Source organism: Martelella sp. FOR1707, assembly GCF_053484265.1.
Genome location: NZ_JBAKFP010000009.1, coordinates 71,753 through 90,285 on the forward strand (window position 1 = coordinate 71,753; position 18,533 = coordinate 90,285).

Genomic DNA, 18,533 nt, shown 5'->3' on the forward strand with positions numbered 1-18,533 from the left:
CCGGACCTTCGGGACATTGTCATGCAGAAACGCACGTCTGAAATCGGCCGCGCCGGAAAGGCCAACCGCATCTGGAAGGTGTCATCGCTCGCGCCGGCGGTGGTCCTGCTGGTCGTGCTCACGATCTATCCGGTGTTCAACCTCGCCGGCCTCAGCCTGTCGAGCGTTGAGTGGAGCGGCGGCCAGCCGGATATCAGCTTCATCGGCCTGAAGAATTTCCGCGAGCTCTTCACCGGCGAGCCGGTTTACTGGGCTGGCGTGAAGAACACGATCATCTTCGCGGTTTTCGCGGTCGGCATCCAGATGATCATCGGGTTCTCCATGGCGCTTGCCGTCAGACGGTCCTCGGGCGTCGGACGCGGGCTTCTGACCGCGATTTTCCTTTTGCCCATCGTCATCCCGCCGATCGTGATCGGCGCCATGTGGCGGCTGATGCTCGGCCGCGACTTCGGCATCGTCAATGCGGTTCTCGGCCTCTTCGGCCTGGGTCCTGTCGATTTTCTCGGCGACCAACGTTTCGCGCTCGCCTCGGTCATCGGGGTCGACATCTGGCACTGGACGCCCTTCGTCTTTCTGCTGTTGCTGACCGGGCTCGAAACCCTCGATGACGAAATCCTCGAGGCAGCGCGGCTTGACGTGAAGTCGAAGTGGCAGGAACTCATCCACATCATCATCCCGATGATGATGCCGACCATCCTGATCACGCTCGGCCTCAGGCTGGTGCTGTCATTCAAGGTTTTCGACGAAATCTTTCTGCTGACCGGCGGCGGGCCGGGCACATCCACAGAGGTCATCAACTTCTCGATCTACCGCACCTTCTTCGGTCAGGACAGGGTCGGCATGGGATCGGCGATGTCTCTGCTCACCCTGTTGGCCGTCGCGGTGCTGACGGTTGTGGTCAACCTCGTCATCCGCAGCCGCCGCATGCGCAGGAGCAAGCCATGAAAACGAGAACCAGAAGGTTTACCGGCGGCGACATGGTCGCCTGGGGATATGCGCTGCTGATCGTGGCGCCGATGGTGTGGATCCTGTCGAACTCGTTCAAACGGCCGATCGACATCCTGATGGGCAAGATGGTCGCGCCGGTGACCGACGCCAACTACGTTTCGATCCTGTTCTCGCGGCAGTCGGACTTCCTCGCCAACCTGCTCAACAGCGCGATCGTCGCCGTTTCCGCGACGGCGCTCACCCTGCTGATCGCCACGGTCGCGGCCTTCACGATCGTCAGGCTTAACCCGCCGCGCTGGGTCTCGATCCTGGTGCTCGGATGGGCGCTGGTCTTCCACATGCTGCCGACGCTGACATTCGTGGGGTCGTGGTATGTCATGGCCACCCAGGCAGGTCTGCACGGCAGCTACCTGGCGCTGGTGCTGACCCACACGGTGCACATGCTGCCGCAGACGATGTTTCTGATGATCGGCTTCATGCTCGCGATCCCGCGCGAACTCGTGGAAGCGGCCCGGCTTGACGGCTGCAACTACGGCCAGATCTTCCGGCGCATCATCCTGCCGCTTTCCTTCGGCGGAATGGCGGCTGCGGGCGCGCTTGCCTTCATCCAATCCTGGAGCGATTTCGCGATTTCGCTCAACCTCTCCGACCAGAACACGATGACGGCGCCGGTGGCGATCGCCACCTTCGCGCAGGAGCATCAGATTCGCTACGGCGAAATGGCGGCGGCTTCGGTGATTTCGATGCTGCCGGCCCTTGTCCTCATCATGTTCGGTCAACGTTTCGTCGTGCGCGGTCTTCTGGCCGGCGCGGTCAAGTAGGTGAATCATGGCACAAGTCGAACTTCAGAACGTCTGCAAGAGCTACGGCAACCTTACCGTCATCCCCGATCTCGACCTCACCATTCCCTCCGGCGAGTTTGTCTGCCTCGTCGGCCCGTCGGGCAGCGGTAAATCGACGCTCCTGAGGATGATCGCCGGCCTTGAGGACATCACCGGCGGCACAATCAAGGTCGATGGCGAGGACATCACCAATACCGACCCCTCCGACCGCGACATGGCGATGGTGTTCCAGACCTATGCGCTCTATCCGCATATGACGGTGGAGCAGAACATGTCCTTCGCGCTGCGCATGCGCGGCGAGGACCGGGCGCTGATCGATCGTCGCGTCGGCGAAGCCGTGAGCATGCTCGGCCTCGAGGGCCTGGAAAAGCGCAAGCCTGGCCAGCTTTCCGGCGGCCAGCGCCAGCGCGTCGCGATGGGGCGGTGCATCGTGCGCAATCCCAAGCTTTTTCTCTTCGATGAGCCGCTGTCGAACCTCGATGCCAAGCTGCGGGCGCAGACGCGGCTGGAAATCCGCCGCCTCCACGGCAAGCTTGGCGCGACCTCGATTTTCGTGACCCATGACCAGGTTGAGGCGATGACGATGGCCGATCGCATCGCACTGCTGGACCATGGCAGAATCCAGCAGGTCGGCTCGCCGAAGGACCTCTACCTCAATCCCGCAAACCGCTTCGTGGCCGGCTTTCTCGGCACGCCGGAAATGAGCATTTTCCGGGGAACGGTTTCGGTTGTGGACGGAAAGGTAGCGTTCGACGGGCCGCAAGCGATGACGCTGCCGGCCTCGCCGGAACGCATCGCTCTGCTGGCCGAACGGATCGGCGCCGGGCAGACCGTCGACCTTGGCATCCGCCCCGAGCATTTCCAGATCGTGCCCGCTGGCGGCGACATTGGCAGCAACATTGTCGTCGACGTGATCGAGTGGCTGGGCCACGAAATTTTCGTGTTCGGCGAATTGGGCGGAACCGGGATCGCTGTGCGCGCGGCCGAAGGCGACGCTGGCGGCCAGCGCCTGCCGCAGCAGGGCGAAACCATTGCCATTCTGCCCGCCCGCGATGCCTGGCATCTCTTCGACGCCGAAGACGGACGCAACCTGCTGAACTGAGGCGAGCATGAAACTCTACGGCAGGAACTGGAAGCGCGACGAGCTCGCCGCGTTGATCCCGGACATCGTCAAGGTGGCGGGCATCAGGCAGTTTGCGGAAGCCGATGGCCCGGCGAGCGGCGCCCGCCTGATCCAGATCGACAGCGGCGGCGGCCTGCGCGTCGAACTGCTGCCCGACCGGTGCTGCGACATTGGTCAGGTCTGGTGCAATGACGTGCCCTTCGGCTGGACCGGGCCGATCGGCATGAGCGGAACCCACTCCGTCGGCGAGAACACGACGCTGTCCGGCCTGATGTCGACCTGCGGCTTCGACCACATCCGCCAGCCCGATACGGAGGAGGGGCGCTCCTATCCCCTGCATGGCCGGATGGCGCGCATGCCGGCGAAGATCGTCTCCTGTGCCGCCGACTGGTATGGCGATGATTGCAATTTCCGTGTCTTGGCTGAGGCGACCCAATTCGTGCTCGGGCAGGCGAGCGTCAGGCTGGAGCGTGAGATCGTCGTTCCCCTCGGCGGCCGGACACTCACGCTCACCGACCGCGTGACAGTGCTTTCGGGATCGCTGCCTCTGATGGCGATGTACCACATCAATTTCGGCTTTCCTCTGGCGGGGCCGGGCTCGAGGCTGACGCTTGCCGGCAAGGACATACCGGACGCGCTGTCGCCCGATGGCATCCGCACCCGCCCGTCCGGCACGGGGCCGGTCGAGGTCGCTCTTGCCGGCTGCGGCGAGGCGCCGCCGCGCTACACACTTGAATATGACGGCGATGCGCTTCCCTGCCTCCAGACGCTGCGCAACGCAACGGAGGGCACAAATCTCTTCTGCATAGAACCGGCGACACACGAGAAGCAGCCGCGCGCCGCCCTGCGCGAGACCGGCCTCCTGGAACCCTCCAGCCGCGGCACCACGCGTGTCTTCAGCCTCCACATGACGTTCGACCCGGGCGGATATCCGGCAGGCAGCGTCTGATGTTGCCTCGATCCGAAAAGAGGGTTGGTTCTCAGCGCTTCTGGAGCAGCGCCAGCAAATGGCGGAAGGCGGGCTGGTTTTCCGCCTCGCGTGGGAAGATGACGCCCGCATGGAGCGCCCAGTCGTCGGATGTGAAGTCCAGCGGGACCAATCCGCGACGCGATGCTTCCGCCGCGATATCGTCGGCGATCACGCCCACGAACTCGGAATTTGCCATCACGTTGAGTTGCGCCATCAGCGATGAGGATTCGACCTGCATCACAGGTTTCTTCAGCCCGACATGCCGAAACTGCCGTTCCAGCGTCGCCAACATCCGCGTGTCCGTTGAGTAGCCGGTCCAGATACAGGTGGAGAGGTCCTCAAGGGTGAGTCCCTTTTTCCCGGCCAGCGGATGGCTTGCCCTTGCCCAGAGACGCCGCTCCGTGGACCAGAGCATGCGACTTACATAGCCGGCGGGCGGTATGATGCCCTGAAGGTCGCAGACCGCGATATCGATCTCGTGGTTCTCAAGCTGGGGAAGGAGGGTATCGGTAATCCCGGTGGTCAGTTTCACCCGCACGGAAGGCTCGGCGGCAACATAGTCGCCGATCACATCGGAAAGCCGGTGCCATGCCCAGACGAAACCCGCGCCTATCCTGATCTGTGGACCGGTATCGGTCAGGATTTCGGCAAGCTCCAACTGCGTATAGCGGGATTGCTGATCGAAGCTTTCGTAAAGCGCGTGGAGCCGTTCCGCGGCTGCGGTGGGGGTCATGCCCTGCGGCGTCCGCTCGAACAGCTTCGCGCCGATCGTTTCCTCGATCTGGCGAATGCTCTTGGTCAGCGCCGGCTGTGTCACGCCGGCAACCTGGCTTGCCTTTCGCAGGTTGCCCTGGCGGTAAACGGCGCTGAAATGCTGATACTGGCGGGAAAGCAGGAAACGCATTTTCAGGCAAGGCTCCGGTACGGCATCGGTCTTAACGGTGTTCATTATCGTTTCCTATAAAAAAAAGTAAATGGAATGATCAAAATTGGAATTAGAAAATTGATATCCATTTGACTAATGTCAGCTTCCGAAAACAGCCGGCAGTCAAAGGACGGTTTTGCGCTTTCCGGCTGATTACCAGGGAGGAATTGAATGTCTTTGCTCAAGAAGAGCCTGCTTGCCGTATCCGCAATCGCCATGATGAGCGGAGCCGCCCTTGCCGATTTTCCGGACCGCAAGTTTCAGGTCGTCTATCCGTGGGCTGCGGGCACGCCGACCTACGGTGTCAGCCAGCTGATTGCCGAGGCCATGTCCAGGGAACTCGGCGAGGCCATGCCGGTTGTCGCCAAGCCCGGCGCCGGCGGCGTTCTGGCCATGAAGTCGTTTCTCAGCGAACCCGCTGACGGTTACACGATCATGGACGGCTATGTCGCGCCGCTCGTCATCTCGCCGATCTTCGGCAAGGCTGACTGGAGCTGCGACGATTTCACGCCGCTTTATGCCGCCACGGCAAACGGCTTCGCGATCGCAATGCGTCCCGACGAGACCCGCTGGTCGGATTTTCCGTCGTTCATCGAATATCTGAAGGCCAACCCGGCGAAGACCGCCTATAACGGCTCGGGCACCTCGCTGCCGCACCTGATCGCCGCCAGCGTCATGCAGAAGATGGATACCGTCTCGCGTGCCGTGCCCTATGACGATCTGGCGCTCGGCGTGAAGGATCTGCGCAACGGCATCCTCGACTGGATCATCATCAATCCGGGCGTCTACGAGGCCAATAAGGATCAGCTCAAGGTTCTGATGACGCTCTCCGACACCGAAGACGCCAGCGAGACCTATGGCGGCGCGCCGCGGCCCTCCGATTTCGGCCTCGATATCGGCGTTTCCGGTCTCGCGCCCGCCGGCTGGGACTGGTGGCTGGTGCGCTCCGACACGCCGGCCGACCGGGTCGAGGTGCTGCGCAATGCAATGAAGGCGGCCATGTCCGACCCCGATGTTCTCAAGAGCATCAAGGCGGTCGGTTTCCAGCCGCTCGGCTACGCGCCGGATGAATATCTTGCGACCTGCGACAGCGTTCGCTCCCAGCTTGAGAGCGGCGTTGAGGCGGTGAAGTGGGAAACCAAGGCCATCCGTTCCGCCAATTGATTGCACGCCCGCCGGATCTGAATACGGTCCGGCGGGCGCTCACGGGAGAAAACATGTCATCATCGCGCGAAAAGGCCCTGTTGTTGCTGCCGGTCGCTTTCTTCTTCGCGATCGCCGGCATCGTGTTCTGGCAGACCAGCACGGTCTTCGTTGAACTGGATGCCGCCGGAGGGCCGCCGCAATATAACGCCGCGCTCGTGCCGAACGGGCTGGCGTGGCTGCTGGTGATCTTCGGCGCCGTCCAGGCGGTGCGGATTCTTATCGGCCAAGAGCGGTTTAGCGATGGCTCCGTTCCCGCGGCCGAGGATGCGTCCGCGCCCGAGGAGAGCTTCCTGCTCGTCAGGGCAGCGGCGAGTTTCGCCGCTCTTGTGGCCTTCACGGCGGTGCTGCCGGTCATCGGGTTTTATCTGGCGATGCCAGCCCTGATGCTCCTGCTGATGCTGATCCTTGGAAACCGTTCGCCGGTCACGCTCATTGCCGGGGCGGTGCTGACAACGCTGGCCGCAGGCTATGTGTTCGGTGCGCTGTTGAATGTCCGGCTGCCTGTCGGCGTATTCGAACTGACCATCTGGTGAGCGAAGGTCCTATTCAGGTTCTATGACATGACACTCGAGCCTCTCATCGCCGGTTTTGGCCTGTTCTTCACCGCCTCCTCGCTGATGGCCATTCTTGCGGGCACCTTGATCGGCCTCGTCATCGGCGTGCTGCCCGGGCTCGGGCCATTGATGGGCATCATCCTGTTGCTGCCGGTCGCCTACCATCTCGATCCGGTGGCTGGCATGGGTCTACTGATTTCGATCTTCGTCGCCGGCTCCTGCGGCGGCGCCATCTCGGCAATCCTGCTCAGAATACCCGGCACGCCGCTTTCTGCGGCAACCCTTCTCGACGGCTATCCGATGGCGCAGAAGGGCGAGGCCGGCGAAGCGCTGGGTCTTGCGATCGCGGCCTCGGCCTTCGGCGGCATTATCGGCGGCGTCGTGCTGGTTTTCTTTTCGCCCGTGCTTGCGGAATTTGCGCTCGGTTTTGCGCCGCCGGAATATTTCGCGCTCGCCGTGACCGGTCTTCTGACCATCGCCGTTGTCAGCCACGAGGCCACGGTCAAGGGCCTGATGACCGGCGTTTTCGGCGTGCTACTCTCGACGATCGGCTATGACCAGTTCACCGATATCGAACGGTTCCAGTTTGGCTTCGTCGGCCTTCTGGGCGGCGTCAACCTTGTGGCCGTCGTGATTGGAATCTTCGCGATTTCCGAGATCGTGTCGCAGGCGCGGCAGGGCAATTTCAACGTCAAGCCGGATATCGCAATCACCCGGCCCTCCCTTGGCGCGATCCTTCACACCCTGCGCGATGGCTGGAACCTGTTTCGCTCGTCGCTTCTGGGCACCTTCTTCGGTGCAATGCCCGGGCTTGGCGGCGGCCCTTCGTCCTTCATGGCCTATGCGATGGCGCGGTCCCGGTCGAAACGCCCGGAAAGCTTCGGCAAGGGCAATCCTCAGGGCGTGGTCGCGACGGAATCGGCCAATAACGCAACAGTCGGCGGAACCTTGATTCCCACACTCGCCCTCGGCATTCCGGGCGATGCCTCATCGGCCGTGCTGATGGGCGCCCTGATCATCCTCGGCTTCTTCCCCGGGCCGGGTCTGTTCGAGAACAATCTCGATGTGGTCGGCGGAATTTTCCTGTCATACATGTCGGCGAATATATATCTGCTGGTGGCGGGCGTACTTCTGACGCCAGTCTTCATCCTGTTCATCCGGGTGCGGAAATTCATGTTGCTGCCGGTGGTCGCCCTTCTTTGCGTGCTCGGCGTCTATTCGATCTCGTCATCGATTTTCGACCTCTGGACGGCCCTTGCCTTCGGCGCCATCGGCCTTGCCCTCAGGGTGTTCAACTATCCTCTGCCGCCGATCGTCATCGGTCTCGTCCTCGGGCCGATCTGCGAGCAGAACCTGCGCCGCTCGCTGACGATTTCCGGCGGCGACTGGAGCATTTTCACCAGTCGTCCAATCTCGGGCACAATCCTTGCCATCAACGCCCTGCTGATCCTCTGGCTGTGCCTGCCGCGCTCCTGGAAAAGCCGGATGTTCGGCTGGCTTTCGCCGCGCCGTCCGGCATCGAACCCCACGAACAATGTCGAGTGAAACCATGACCCGCCCCAACATCATCTTCATCATGTCCGACGATCATGCCTCGCGCGCCATTTCGGCTTACGGCGCTGGCATCAACAACACGCCGAACCTCGACCGTCTGGCCAATGAAGGCGTGCGGAGCGATGCGACCTATGTGACCAACTCGATCTGCACCCCGTCGCGCGCGGCGATCCTGACGGGCACCCATAATCATGTGAACGGCGTGACGACGCTTTCGACCCATATCGACAACCGCCTGCCGAATGTCGCCAAGGCGCTGAAGGCCGGCGGTTATGCGACCGCGATCTTCGGCAAGTGGCATCTGGGCGAGGGCCCGGCCCACGAGCCGACCGGCTTTGATGAATGGGCGGTCGTGCCGGGGCAGGGCGACTACTGGGATCCGGGCTTTCATTTTCCCGATGGCTACCGGCGGGTGCCGGGCTATGCCACCGATATCATCACCGACATGTCGGTCGATTTCATCGAGCGCCACAAGAACGAGCCCTTCTTCCTGATGTGCCACCACAAGGCGCCGCACCGCAACTGGCAGTATCATCCGCGCTACAGGGATATCCACGAGCCGGGCAGCATTCCGCTGCCGCCGACCTTCGAGGACACCTATGAAAACCGCGCTGCCGCGGCCGCTGCCGCGAAAATGCGCATCAAGTCCGACATGCTTTATGAGGACCTCGGCCTCGTCCAGCCGGAGGGCGGCGCCGAAACCGCAGGCGAACTGATGGTCGACGGCTGGCCGATGCGCAAGATCCCGGAACTGAAGGACGGCGAGACGATCTCGGTGATCTGCGCGGAGACCGGGAAGACCTTCACCTTCGACGATCCGAAGGCCTTCGCCGAATTCAAGTACCAGCGCTACATGTCGCGCTATCTGCGCACCGTGCAGGCGATCGACGACGGCGTCGGGCGGATGCTCGACACGCTCGACGAACTGGGCCTCGCTGAAAACACGGTAGTGATCTACACCTCCGACCAGGGCTTCTTCCTCGGCGAGCATGGCTGGTTCGACAAGCGCTTCATGTATGAGGAAAGCTACCAGATGCCGTTCCTGTGCCGTTATCCGGCGGAGATCGCGGCCGGCCGCACCTCCAGCGACATCGCCTGCAATGTCGACTTCGCCCCGACCTTCCTCGACTGGGCGGGCGTCGCCAAGCCGAGCTATATGCAGGGCACATCGATGCGCGCGATGCTGCGCGGCGAGACGCCGGAGGACTGGGATCAACTCGCCTATCACCGCTACTGGATGCACAATGACGAGATCCACGAAGCCTGGGCGCATTACGGCGTGCGCGATCAGCGCTACAAGCTGATCTACTGGTACAACAAGGCGCTCGGACAGGACGGCGCGCGCGAAAACGATGCGCCGCCGGAATGGGAACTGTTCGACTGCGACAAGGACCCGATGGAGCTCTTCAACGTCGCAAACGACCCCGCCTATGGCGCGATCTTCAAGGCGATGCTCGCCAAACTCGATGCCAAACAGGCCGATATCGGCGACGTGCCGGAGCATGACAGCGCGGAGGTTCTCAAGAGCCTCGTTATCGCGTCCTGAGCCATGAGACCACGGCCGGAACAGCCTGTCCCGGCCTCATGAAAACACATGAACCGGTTGCGCATTTGCGACCGGGGCGGCTGCGTGTTGCCCCGCGCGGCCGGTCAACTTTGCAAGGCGGTCTCTTCGGCGCGGTCTCATTCGCGCTGCCACAGATCGCACTATGTAGGAGGCGCCCGTGCGGCTTATCTTCGTTCTGTTTGACTCGCTCAACCGCCTGGCCCTTGGCGCCTATGGCGGCGATATCGAGACGCCGAATTTCGACCGGCTCGCCGCCCGCGGCGTGACCTTCGAGCGTAATTACGTCGGAAGCCTACCCTGCATCCCGGCGCGGCGCGACCTGCAGACCGGCCGGGCGAATTTCTTCCACCGCAGCTGGGGGCCGATGGAGCCCTATGATGTTTCCTTCTGCGACCTGCTGCGGGAAAAAGGCATCTACACCCATCTGGTGACCGACCATTTCCACTATTTCCAGGATGGCGGAACCGGCTATCATACGAAATACGACAGCTGGGAATTCATCCGCGGCCAGGAGTATGACGCCTGGAAGGGGCTGGCCGAGCCACCGCTCGATGCCTTCCTGCGGGATTATGACGCGCGCCACTACGATCCGGCGAAAAAGCCCGGCCGGGTCCAGCATATGATCAACAATATGCACCAGATGCGTGAGGCGGATTATCCGATCGCGCAATGCTTCGCCTCGGCCTTCGATTTCCTCGACAGCAATCGCGCCGCGGACAACTGGATGCTGCAGCTCGAACTGTTCGATCCACACGAGCCCTTCCGCGCGCCGGAGCGCTTCCGCCGCGACGGCGACAGCACCTGGCAGGGCGCCGTGTTCAATTGGCCGGATTACAAGCGCGTCAACGAAACCGACGAAGAGGTGGCGGAGATCCGGGCGAACTATGCAGCGCTTCTGCGCATGTGCGACGAGTATCTCGGCCGTCTTCTCGACTACATGGACGAACATGACATGTGGAAGGATACCGCGATCGTGCTCGGCACGGATCACGGTTTTCTGCTCGGCGAACATGGCTGGTGGGGCAAGGGCCGGATGCCCTATTACGAGGAGATCGTCCACACGCCGCTGATGCTCTGCCATCCTCAGATGCCGGAAAGGGCAGGCGAGCGCGCACAATCGGTGACGCAGACCACCGACATCATGCCGACCATCCTCGAGTTCTTCGGGGTCGAGGCACCTTCGCCCGTCACCGGCCGCTCCCTTCTTGCCGAGCCCGAGCCCGGCCGGGTTGTCGCCTTCGGCCTGTTTGGCGGCCCAGTGGGCGTGACCGACGGGCGTTACGTCATGCTGCATTATCCGCCGGACGTGCTCGCCGACGGGCTCCACGAATACACGCTGATGCCGCAGCACATGACCGGGCCGTTCAATGACGAGGAGATCGGCACGGCCACGCTCTCGCCACCCTTCGACTTCTGCAGAAACATGCCGCTGCTGCAGATTGACGCGCTTTCAACAGCAAGGCGTCCGCCGAACATCAACGGCACGTTCGAGGACCAGGGCTTCCTGTTGTTCGACCTCGAAAAGGATCCGCAGCAGCAGAATCCGATCCGGAATGCCGCCGTCGAGGCGCGCCTTTATGCCGGCTTGCGTGACTACATGCTGGCGCATGACGCGCCGGCGGAGGCCTATGTCTGGCTGGGGCTCGAGGCGGCAGAGGATAGCCGCAGGCGGATCACGGACATCATGAGGCCGATGTGACATGGTGGCTGAGCTCCACAGGCTGGATCGCGCAGGAAAAGCGATCAAGTCAGGTTATCGCAGGACGTTTTGTTGTGATTGGATCGCATGCGGTCCTGTTGATAGACGTCAATCCAGCCGACGCGCCAACTCAAAATCCCCGGCATCCCTCCGCCCTGCAGTGACCTGGCGGGCCCATCAAAAATTGTGTTGCGTCATGTCGTCGTTGAACCTGAACCTGTCGATGAGAACCAGTGATCTCCCGTGTCCATACTGCCTGATCTGAATTCCCCGGTGCTCCGCTCCACGCTGCGCGCCACCAATGCCTGGATGCATCTTCTTTCGCCAGTGTTGCGACTGCGGCTGCTGGTGCGCCGGAGCGAGATATGGCTGGTGGCGATCGCCACCGTTATCGGCATTGCCGCAGGGCTCGCCCAGGCCGCCATTTCGACTGCGGCCCATGGATTGCAGCGATTGCTTTTCGGGCTCGGGCCGGACGAGCGGCTGAGCGCAGCGACGGGCACGTTCGGCCTCTGGGCGCTCGGCGTGCCGCTGGTCGGCGGCCTGCTGCTGGTGCCGGTTGCCTATCTGGTGAAGCGCAACGGGCGGCGCATGGTTGACCCGATCGAGGCCAATGCGCTGCATGGCGGTCATCTTTCCTTCAAGGACAGCCTTGTCATCACGCTGCAGACCATCATCTCCAACGGGTTCGGCGCGTCGATCGGGCTGGAGGCGGCCTATGCCCAGATGGGCGGGGCCTTCGGCTCCAAGCTCAGCGCATTTCTGCATGCGCGCCGATCGGACATGCGTCTTCTTCTCGGATGCGGAGCAGGCGCTGCCATCGCGGCTGCGTTCCAGGCCCCGATCGCCGGCGCCTTCTATGCCTTCGAACTGGTGATCGGAACCTACACCATCGCCGCACTCGCGCCCGTCATGGTTTCCTGCATCGCCGCGACCTTCATTTCCGGCTGGCTCACCGGCCATCACGGAACGCAGCTCGGCGGATTGCCCAGCATCGACCTCAACATGTTCGTTGCGCTGATGGGGCTTGCTGTGGTGACGGCGATCTGCAGCGTCGCGCTGATGCTGCTGGTCAGCCAAACCGAGAAGTTGTTTGGAAAGCTCAGGATACCGTCCCTCGTCAGACCCATTTTCGGCGGGGCGGTTCTTGCCTTTGCCGTGGCGTTTGCACCCTTCGTGCTGTCATCCGGTCATGGCGCGATGCAGTCTCTTCTGGAAGACCCACCGACCTCTCTATGGCTGCTTCTGTTCATGATTGTCGCCAAGATGCTGGCCTCGGCGGTCTCGCTCGGCAGCGGGTTCCGCGGCGGCTTGTTCTTCGCCTCGCTGTTCATCGGCGCGCTGATCGGCCTTGTCTATTTCCTGGTGCTGGACCGGATCGCGCCGGGCATGATCGCAGACAACCGGATCGCAGCCTTTGCCGGCATGACCGGGCTTGCCGCCGCCGTGGTCGGCGGGCCTCTGACCATGGTGTTCCTGACGCTCGAGGATTCCGGTTCCCTGTCGCTGGCGATCACGATGCTGGCGGTGGCCGCCGTCTCGTCCGTGCTGATCCGCCAGTTCTTCGGCTATTCCTTCGCAACCTGGCGTTTCCATCAGCGCGGCGAGACCATCCGCAGCGCGCATGATATCGGGCTGATCCGCTCGCTCACGGTCGGGCGGATGATGCGCCGCGACATCCGCACCGCCCGCGCCGGCATGACCGTCCGGACCTTCCGGCGGGACTTCCCGCTCGGTTCAGCAAAGCAGGTGGTCGTCATCGATGAAGACGACGCCTATGTCGGCATGGCGCTGATGCCGGAAATATACGCGCTCGACGAGGAAATGCTCGACCAGCCGCTCGAAGACTTCCTCGCCCTGAAGGAGGCTGTGCTCACGCCGGAAATGACAGCGCGCCAGGCCGCACAACAGTTCGAGGACCAGGCCTCCGACGCTCTGGTGGTGGTGACCGACCGGCGTTCCAACCATGTGCTCGGGATCTTGAGCGAAAGCTACGTGCTGCGCCGCTATGCCGAGGAATTGGACAAGGTCAGGATGGATATGAGCGGCGTCACCAGGAGACCCGCGCGTTCCGCTGCGCGGCGCTGAGATCAGCGCCCTGACGATCTGGCCGGTTAGGGCCTAAGGTCCAGGTCGGTGCTCTCCGCCCAACTGGTTCCGGTCCTCACCGGCCCGGCATCTCGTCTTTGAGCGGCTCTCCGGATTTTGAGAACACCTCGTCTTCAGCGTTGTGATGCATCTTCTCGCGGAAGTTGTCGTCTTGCACTCCAAACTGAGGCGCGGGCAGCTTTTCGGCCGCCTGGCCTAAGAACTGGAGATCGCCGCAAAGTACCCCGCCAAATGTTGGCGCCCTCCTGCCTCGAAGTGAAGCAGGAAGGCAGCAATCATCAATTGAATTGCAGCGATGACTTCAAAACGCCGGCTGTTCGGGCCATCCCGCCGGGAGGCGGCGAACCTCAGGTTTCGACGCTCGGATAATCCTTGCCGCGCCAGTGCTGCAGTTTTGCTGCCATTTCGCGCTGGAACGACAGCGGACCGCTCTTGCTCATATAGGGCTCGTCATAGATGCCGATGAAGATCGTCAGGTTGAGGAAGAAATGCGCGCCCATCTCGAACAGCGCCACATAGTCATGGTTGATCAGCGCCTCGCGCTCCTCATCGGTCAAGGCGTGGACGGTGGAAGCCTCGACGTCATTGCCCAGAAGCTTCGGGCCGATCGACTGTTCCCAAGTGGCGACGAAGGTGCGCGGTTCGTCGATATAGCGCTGCAAGAGTTCCGGGTCGCGGTCGACCGTATAGAGGAATTTGTTGACGTAATATTTGCTCATGCCGCGGCCTCCTTGGGATACCAGGTGAAATAGGCTTCCATGGTGTGGAACAGGTCGAGATTGTCGACATAGTCCGCCCCTTCCGGGCCGGCCACGCCAAGCATCAGAATGAAGTTCAGGAAGCCATGGGTGGCATTGCCGCTCTGGGCCATGCTCTCATGGGTGACGTTTTCGAGAATAGCGTCGATATCGCCGCTCTTCAGCCATTCGATCGCCTGCCGGTCGAATTCCGGATCCGGCCCCGTTTCCATGAACTGGCGCGGGCCGCCGAGTTCGAGCGACAGATGCCCCGTGCCAATTGCGGCAACGCGCTTGTCGGACGGGTAGTCGTCGATCGCCTTGCGGATCGCGCGGCCGAGCTCATAGAAGCGCTTCGGCGTGTGCAGGGGCGGCGCGAAGATGTTTGTGTAGATCGGCACGACCGGCAGGTCGTTCTCAGGCCGCACGGTGATGATCGGGCAGATGATCGAATGGTCGATCTTCAGCTCGTTGGAAAAGGCGAAGTCGAAGTTCTGGTTCATCAGGTGCTGGTGCATGAAGCGCGACATGGGCTCGTCACCCTCAAGCACATATTTCGGAATGCCGAATTCGCGTTCCTCATTATAGAAGGTCGCGTCGTAGCGCTCCGCCTTGCCGATCAGGAATTGCGGGCAGTTGTCGAGAAAGATCTGGTGGAAATGATCGGAGCCGATCATCACCAGAACATCCGGTTCCGCCTTTGCCAGCGTCTCCCGGTAAGCCTCGATCTTGCGCTTCCATGTCGGCGCCTCTGGCATTTGTTGGTCGGGCGGCGCCGTGGTCGCCTTCAGGTAGAAGGGGTGGTGGGTCGACGCCAGTGTTGCAACGAGTTTTGCCAATTCTCTCTCCTCTTGTCGGATATCCTTGAGAGCCCGCGCGGTTGAAATCGCCGCGCGCGGGCTCATTCCTCATGTCCCGGCCTGCCGTCTCAGTCGCCGAACAGCGAACGGGCGATGCCGGCCTTTTCGAAAATGTAATCTCGGCTCTTTTCCAGTTCGCCGCGCAGATGGGCGATGTCGGCGCCGATGAGCTTGCCCTGCCATTTGCGCACCTTGCCCGCCACCAGCACGCTGTCGACATTCGAGCGTTCCATCAGGGTGACGACCGTGCCGGGAACATTATTGAGCGGCGCGACATTGAGCGCCTCGGCGTCGAGCAGGATGATGTCGGCATCCTTGCCCGGCGTCAGCGAGCCGGTGCGGTGGTCGAGCTTCAGGCCCTCCGCGCCGCCTATCGTGGCCGCCCGGATCGCCTCGCGGGCGGTCAGAAGGGCGGGGTACTCCTCGCCCGCCAGCGCCTTTTCATTGGCGAACATGCGCTGCATGGTGACCATGGCGCGCATCTGGGTGAAGAAATCCGCGGTCATCGTGCATTCCACGTCGGTGGAGAGCGAAAGGCTCATGCCGTGGTCGAGCGCCTTCTGGATTGGCGGCGTGCCGTGGCGCATCTGCATCTCGATCGGCACGGACAGCGAGATATGGGCCCCGGCGTCGCGGGCATATTTCCAGCCGTCATCCGACATGCCGGTCATGTGGATGAAGATATTGTCCTCGCCGAACGCGCCGCCCGCGCCAAGCCCGTCGAAGGTCGGCTGCATGCCGAACGTGCCGACCACATGCAGCGCGATCGGGAGATCCAGATCGCGCCCGGCCTTCCAGGATTGTTCATGGAAGGGCAGGTAGATCTCGCCGCCCATGATCATGGTTATGAGCTGGTCGTTCGAGGAGAAATACTGTTCGCGCAGCCGCGCCGCGTCGCCCGGATATTGCGCGTCGTCGCCCCAGCCCTCGAAATAGCCGAAGACGGAGCGGCGGCCCGAATCCTTCAGCGCCGAGATCACCGCATCCGAATGGGCCGGAGAGTGGTGGATCTGGCTGACATCCATCACCGTCGTCACCCCGGCATCGAGCTGCGACAGCGCGCCGAACAGCTCGTTGATGTAGACATCCTCGGGCCGGTAGACGAGGGAGAAGGACTGCAGCACGGTCTCGTAATAGTTCTGGGCGCTCGCCGGCAGGCCGTCATTGATGAGGATGGCGTTGGCGAGCTGGCCGCGCAGCGCGGTCTCGAACTGATGGTGATGCGTGTCGATGAAACCGGGCATGACGATCTTGCCGGAAGCATCAATGACGATGGAGTCGTCCGCAGAAATGGTTTCCGCAATTTCGATGATGTGCGATCCCTCGATCAGGATATCGCCCTTCTCGAAGTCGCCGACGCTGTCATCCATGGAGAGGATGATGCCGTTCTTGATCAGCGTGCGCTGGCCTTCACGGCCGCATGCTTCCGGAACACCCTCGGCAACCGGCGTGGCGTACGCCGATGCGCCCATGCCGCCGCCCGTGGGCCCGAAGTTCGGGTAGGGCAGATGGCGTCTGGAAATGTCACAAAGCCTGCACATGGTTTCTCCTCCCTCAAACCTGCGCGGAAAACCTGTCCCTCGGTCAGGTTCCCATTGTCGATTGCAGAACCGGATATCGGCTCATGGCATGCGCGATATGTGATGCGGCTTCCCTGAGCGCGGGCAACCGTTCTGCGATCATGCTCTCGGGCGTCACCATGCCGGTGTAGCCCGAGGTGTTGAGCGCCGCGATCGTGCGGCCTTCGAAATTCCTGATGGGAACCGCAAGCGCGGTGATGCCGTAGTCGAGCTGGTCGACGGTCGTCGCATAACCATCGGCGCGGACGGCCATGATCTTCTCGCGCAACACATCAGGGTCGGTAACCGTCTTGGAGGTCAGCGCTTCGAGCTTCGCCGTCCTGAGATAGTGTTCCAGCGCCTCGTCGGACTGCCCGGCGAGAAGCACGCGGCCAAGCGAGGTGGCGCCTGCCGGATAGCGCGCGCCGATGACGGCGGCGGCGCGGCGGGCGCGCTGCACCGAGACATGGGCGACATAGATCACATGATCGCCGTCCAGCGTGCCCACAGAAGACGCGTCGCCGAACTGTTCGACCAGCGCCCTCAGATTGGGCTGCAGCACCTCGTCGATATGGGCGGAGAAATAGAAGGCCGAACTCAGGGTCATCACCTTGGGACGCAGGTGAAAATGCTTGTTGGTCTGGCCGACATAGCCGAGCGTCTGCAGCGTGATCAGGCTGCGGCGCGCGGCTGCCGGCGAAAGGCCGACGCGGCGCGCCACCTCGCTCAGCGTCATCTCGGAATGGGCGGCGTCGAAGCATTCGAGGATCGCAAGCCCCTTGGCAAGCGCCTCCACGAATTCGGCAGGCCTGTCGCTGTCTTCGACGAATTTCAGAATTTCAGCCACGTCAGTTTTCCTCAAGAACAAGATCCCTAAGGCGCCAGAGTGGGTGAGCCGCGTAATGAAAACAAGGCTCATTCCCTCCGTACGGGACCTGATCTTCCTCCCGATGAAGGCGGCTTGCCGATCCTCCTGATCGGGGCATTGCGCTTTCAACTTGACGCTAGACTAATTGCTCTCTACGATTTCGGCAAGAGGAAATTATTTCGCATACCGAAAAGGGAGTTTGTTGTGCGAATTGGAAAACAAGACGGCGCCTTCACTGCAATTGCCGAATCCGATGCAGACAGCATCACTGTGCGCGGCCATGACCTGTGCAACGACCTGATCGGCAAAATCGATTTCAGCGACTATTTCTGGCTTCTCGTCACCGGTGAAAAGCCGAGCGCTGCCCAGCGACGCATGATGGATTCCTGCCTGGTCGCCATTGCCGAGCATGGTCTGGTCCCCAGCGTCCAGGCCGCGCGCATGACGCTTGCCGCGGGGCCCGATGCCTGGCAGGGCGCGATGGCGGCCGGCATTCTCGGCATGGGCAGCGTGGTTGCCGGGTCTTCGGAACAGGCCGGCCGCTTTCTCGTCTCCGTTGTCGAGGCCGCAGACAAGATGGGCGGCGATATAGAAAAGGCGGCAACGGAAGCCGTGACCCAGCTCAAGGCCGAACGCCGGAAGGTGCCGGGCCTTGGCCATCCCCAGCATTCGGCCGGTGATCCGCGCGCCAACAGGCTGCTTGCGATCGCCGACGAGGAGGGCATTGCCGGTCGCTATATCGAAGCGCTTCGTGTGCTTGCGGATGTCGCGCCCAAGATCGTCAACCGTCCGCTGCCAATCAATGTGTCCGGCGCCATCCCGGCAACAATCCTTGATGCCGGCTGGCCGGTCGACGCGTTGAAGGCGGTGCCGATCCTCGCCCGCACAGCCGGTCTTTCCGCGCACCTTCTGGAAGAGAGCCGGCGTTCCATCGGTTTCATCATGTCGCACAAGGCGGATCTTGCGATCGAATATGACGGCGAGAAACCCAAGAACAAGAACGCGGAATAGG

The 18,533-nt window shown here is 62.2% G+C and carries 16 protein-coding genes; 11 read left to right on the forward strand and 5 right to left on the reverse strand.

The genetic code is table 11. The features are described 5' to 3' along the window. Positions 1-21: 21 nt before the first annotated feature. From V6765_RS21415 to V6765_RS21430, 4 genes are read left to right on the forward strand one after another with little or no spacing between them, the layout of a single operon-like run. The gene (locus V6765_RS21415; protein ID WP_448432590.1) at positions 22-945 is read left to right on the forward strand and encodes a carbohydrate ABC transporter permease; all 924 of its coding nucleotides are present in this window, start codon (positions 22-24) and stop codon (positions 943-945) included. After that, positions 942-1,769: a carbohydrate ABC transporter permease gene (locus V6765_RS21420; protein WP_448432592.1), complete on the forward strand. Its 828-nt coding sequence runs from the start codon at positions 942-944 to the stop codon at positions 1,767-1,769. The genes V6765_RS21415 and V6765_RS21420 overlap by 4 nt, the downstream gene beginning before the upstream one ends. Positions 1,770-1,776: 7 nt before the next feature. After that, the gene (locus V6765_RS21425; RefSeq protein WP_448432593.1) at positions 1,777-2,892 is read left to right on the forward strand and encodes an ABC transporter ATP-binding protein; all 1,116 of its coding nucleotides are present in this window, start codon (positions 1,777-1,779) and stop codon (positions 2,890-2,892) included. A 7-nt stretch (positions 2,893-2,899) separates the two neighbouring features. Beyond that, positions 2,900-3,862 (forward strand): DUF4432 family protein, encoded by a 963-nt coding sequence (locus V6765_RS21430; RefSeq protein WP_448432595.1) that lies wholly within the window; start codon positions 2,900-2,902, stop codon positions 3,860-3,862. Between the two features lie 31 nt (positions 3,863-3,893). Here V6765_RS21430 and V6765_RS21435 read toward each other — a convergent pair whose 3' ends face one another. Beyond that, complete coding sequence (locus tag V6765_RS21435; protein ID WP_448432597.1) at positions 3,894-4,832, reverse strand: LysR family transcriptional regulator; 939 nt, start codon at positions 4,830-4,832, stop codon at positions 3,894-3,896. A 147-nt stretch (positions 4,833-4,979) separates the two neighbouring features. Here V6765_RS21435 and V6765_RS21440 point away from each other — a divergent pair, with 147 nt between their 5' ends. The 6 genes from V6765_RS21440 (at position 4,980) to V6765_RS21465 (ending at position 13,476) form a co-directional block, all read left to right on the forward strand. Then, positions 4,980-5,972 (forward strand): Bug family tripartite tricarboxylate transporter substrate binding protein, encoded by a 993-nt coding sequence (locus V6765_RS21440; RefSeq protein ID WP_448432599.1) that lies wholly within the window; start codon positions 4,980-4,982, stop codon positions 5,970-5,972. A gap of 53 nt (positions 5,973-6,025) precedes the next feature. Next, on the forward strand, positions 6,026-6,547 hold the full coding sequence (locus V6765_RS21445) for a tripartite tricarboxylate transporter TctB family protein (RefSeq protein WP_448432601.1): 522 nt from the start codon (positions 6,026-6,028) through the stop codon (positions 6,545-6,547). Between the two features lie 27 nt (positions 6,548-6,574). Then, the gene (locus tag V6765_RS21450) at positions 6,575-8,113 is read left to right on the forward strand and encodes a tripartite tricarboxylate transporter permease (protein ID WP_448432603.1); all 1,539 of its coding nucleotides are present in this window, start codon (positions 6,575-6,577) and stop codon (positions 8,111-8,113) included. Between the two features lie 4 nt (positions 8,114-8,117). Then, complete coding sequence (locus V6765_RS21455; RefSeq protein ID WP_448432605.1) at positions 8,118-9,668, forward strand: sulfatase family protein; 1,551 nt, start codon at positions 8,118-8,120, stop codon at positions 9,666-9,668. Between the two features lie 178 nt (positions 9,669-9,846). Beyond that, the gene (locus V6765_RS21460; protein ID WP_448432607.1) at positions 9,847-11,388 is read left to right on the forward strand and encodes a sulfatase; all 1,542 of its coding nucleotides are present in this window, start codon (positions 9,847-9,849) and stop codon (positions 11,386-11,388) included. Positions 11,389-11,631: 243 nt separating this feature from the next. Continuing rightward, positions 11,632-13,476 carry a chloride channel protein gene (locus V6765_RS21465; protein WP_448432609.1) on the forward strand — a complete coding sequence of 615 codons (1,845 nt, stop codon included), beginning with the start codon at positions 11,632-11,634 and terminating at the stop codon, positions 13,474-13,476. Between the two features lie 368 nt (positions 13,477-13,844). Here the strand turns inward: V6765_RS21465 and V6765_RS21470 are convergent, their stop codons facing one another. The 4 genes from V6765_RS21470 to V6765_RS21485 all read right to left on the reverse strand — a co-directional run bounded on the left by V6765_RS21470 (position 13,845) and on the right by V6765_RS21485 (position 17,500). Next, positions 13,845-14,216: a hypothetical protein gene (locus V6765_RS21470; protein ID WP_448432611.1), complete on the reverse strand. Its 372-nt coding sequence runs from the start codon at positions 14,214-14,216 to the stop codon at positions 13,845-13,847. Next, a complete protein-coding gene (locus V6765_RS21475) occupies positions 14,213-15,073 on the reverse strand; it encodes a DODA-type extradiol aromatic ring-opening family dioxygenase (RefSeq protein ID WP_448432613.1) in 861 nt (286 codons plus the stop codon). Before V6765_RS21475 ends, V6765_RS21470 begins: the two co-directional genes overlap by 4 nt. Before the next feature lie 89 nt (positions 15,074-15,162). Next, the gene (locus tag V6765_RS21480; protein WP_448432615.1) at positions 15,163-16,635 is read right to left on the reverse strand and encodes an amidohydrolase family protein; all 1,473 of its coding nucleotides are present in this window, start codon (positions 16,633-16,635) and stop codon (positions 15,163-15,165) included. Positions 16,636-16,678: 43 nt separating this feature from the next. Next, on the reverse strand, positions 16,679-17,500 hold the full coding sequence (locus tag V6765_RS21485) for an IclR family transcriptional regulator domain-containing protein (protein WP_448432618.1): 822 nt from the start codon (positions 17,498-17,500) through the stop codon (positions 16,679-16,681). 225 nt (positions 17,501-17,725) lie between these two features. On the opposite strand from V6765_RS21485, the gene V6765_RS21490 reads away from it, so the two are divergent. Beyond that, entirely contained in the window at positions 17,726-18,532 is an 807-nt protein-coding gene (locus V6765_RS21490) for a citryl-CoA lyase (RefSeq protein ID WP_448432620.1), read from the forward strand. Position 18,533 lies beyond the last annotated feature (1 nt).

Excerpts from the sequence above, each read along its gene's own strand:
- V6765_RS21415 (WP_448432590.1), top strand. The coding sequence starts at position 22 with ATGCAGAAACGCACGTCTGAAATCGGCCGCGCCGGAAAGGCCAACCGC.
- V6765_RS21435 (WP_448432597.1), bottom strand. The coding sequence starts at position 4,832 with ATGAACACCGTTAAGACCGATGCCGTACCGGAGCCTTGCCTGAAAATG.
- V6765_RS21470 (WP_448432611.1), bottom strand. The coding sequence starts at position 14,216 with ATGAGCAAATATTACGTCAACAAATTCCTCTATACGGTCGACCGCGAC.
- V6765_RS21450 (WP_448432603.1), top strand. The coding sequence starts at position 6,575 with ATGACACTCGAGCCTCTCATCGCCGGTTTTGGCCTGTTCTTCACCGCC.
- V6765_RS21440 (WP_448432599.1), top strand. The coding sequence starts at position 4,980 with ATGTCTTTGCTCAAGAAGAGCCTGCTTGCCGTATCCGCAATCGCCATG.
- V6765_RS21420 (WP_448432592.1), top strand. The coding sequence starts at position 942 with ATGAAAACGAGAACCAGAAGGTTTACCGGCGGCGACATGGTCGCCTGG.
- V6765_RS21445 (WP_448432601.1), top strand. The coding sequence starts at position 6,026 with ATGTCATCATCGCGCGAAAAGGCCCTGTTGTTGCTGCCGGTCGCTTTC.
- V6765_RS21430 (WP_448432595.1), top strand. The coding sequence starts at position 2,900 with ATGAAACTCTACGGCAGGAACTGGAAGCGCGACGAGCTCGCCGCGTTG.
- V6765_RS21455 (WP_448432605.1), top strand. The coding sequence starts at position 8,118 with ATGACCCGCCCCAACATCATCTTCATCATGTCCGACGATCATGCCTCG.
- V6765_RS21480 (WP_448432615.1), bottom strand. The coding sequence starts at position 16,635 with ATGTGCAGGCTTTGTGACATTTCCAGACGCCATCTGCCCTACCCGAAC.
- V6765_RS21425 (WP_448432593.1), top strand. The coding sequence starts at position 1,777 with ATGGCACAAGTCGAACTTCAGAACGTCTGCAAGAGCTACGGCAACCTT.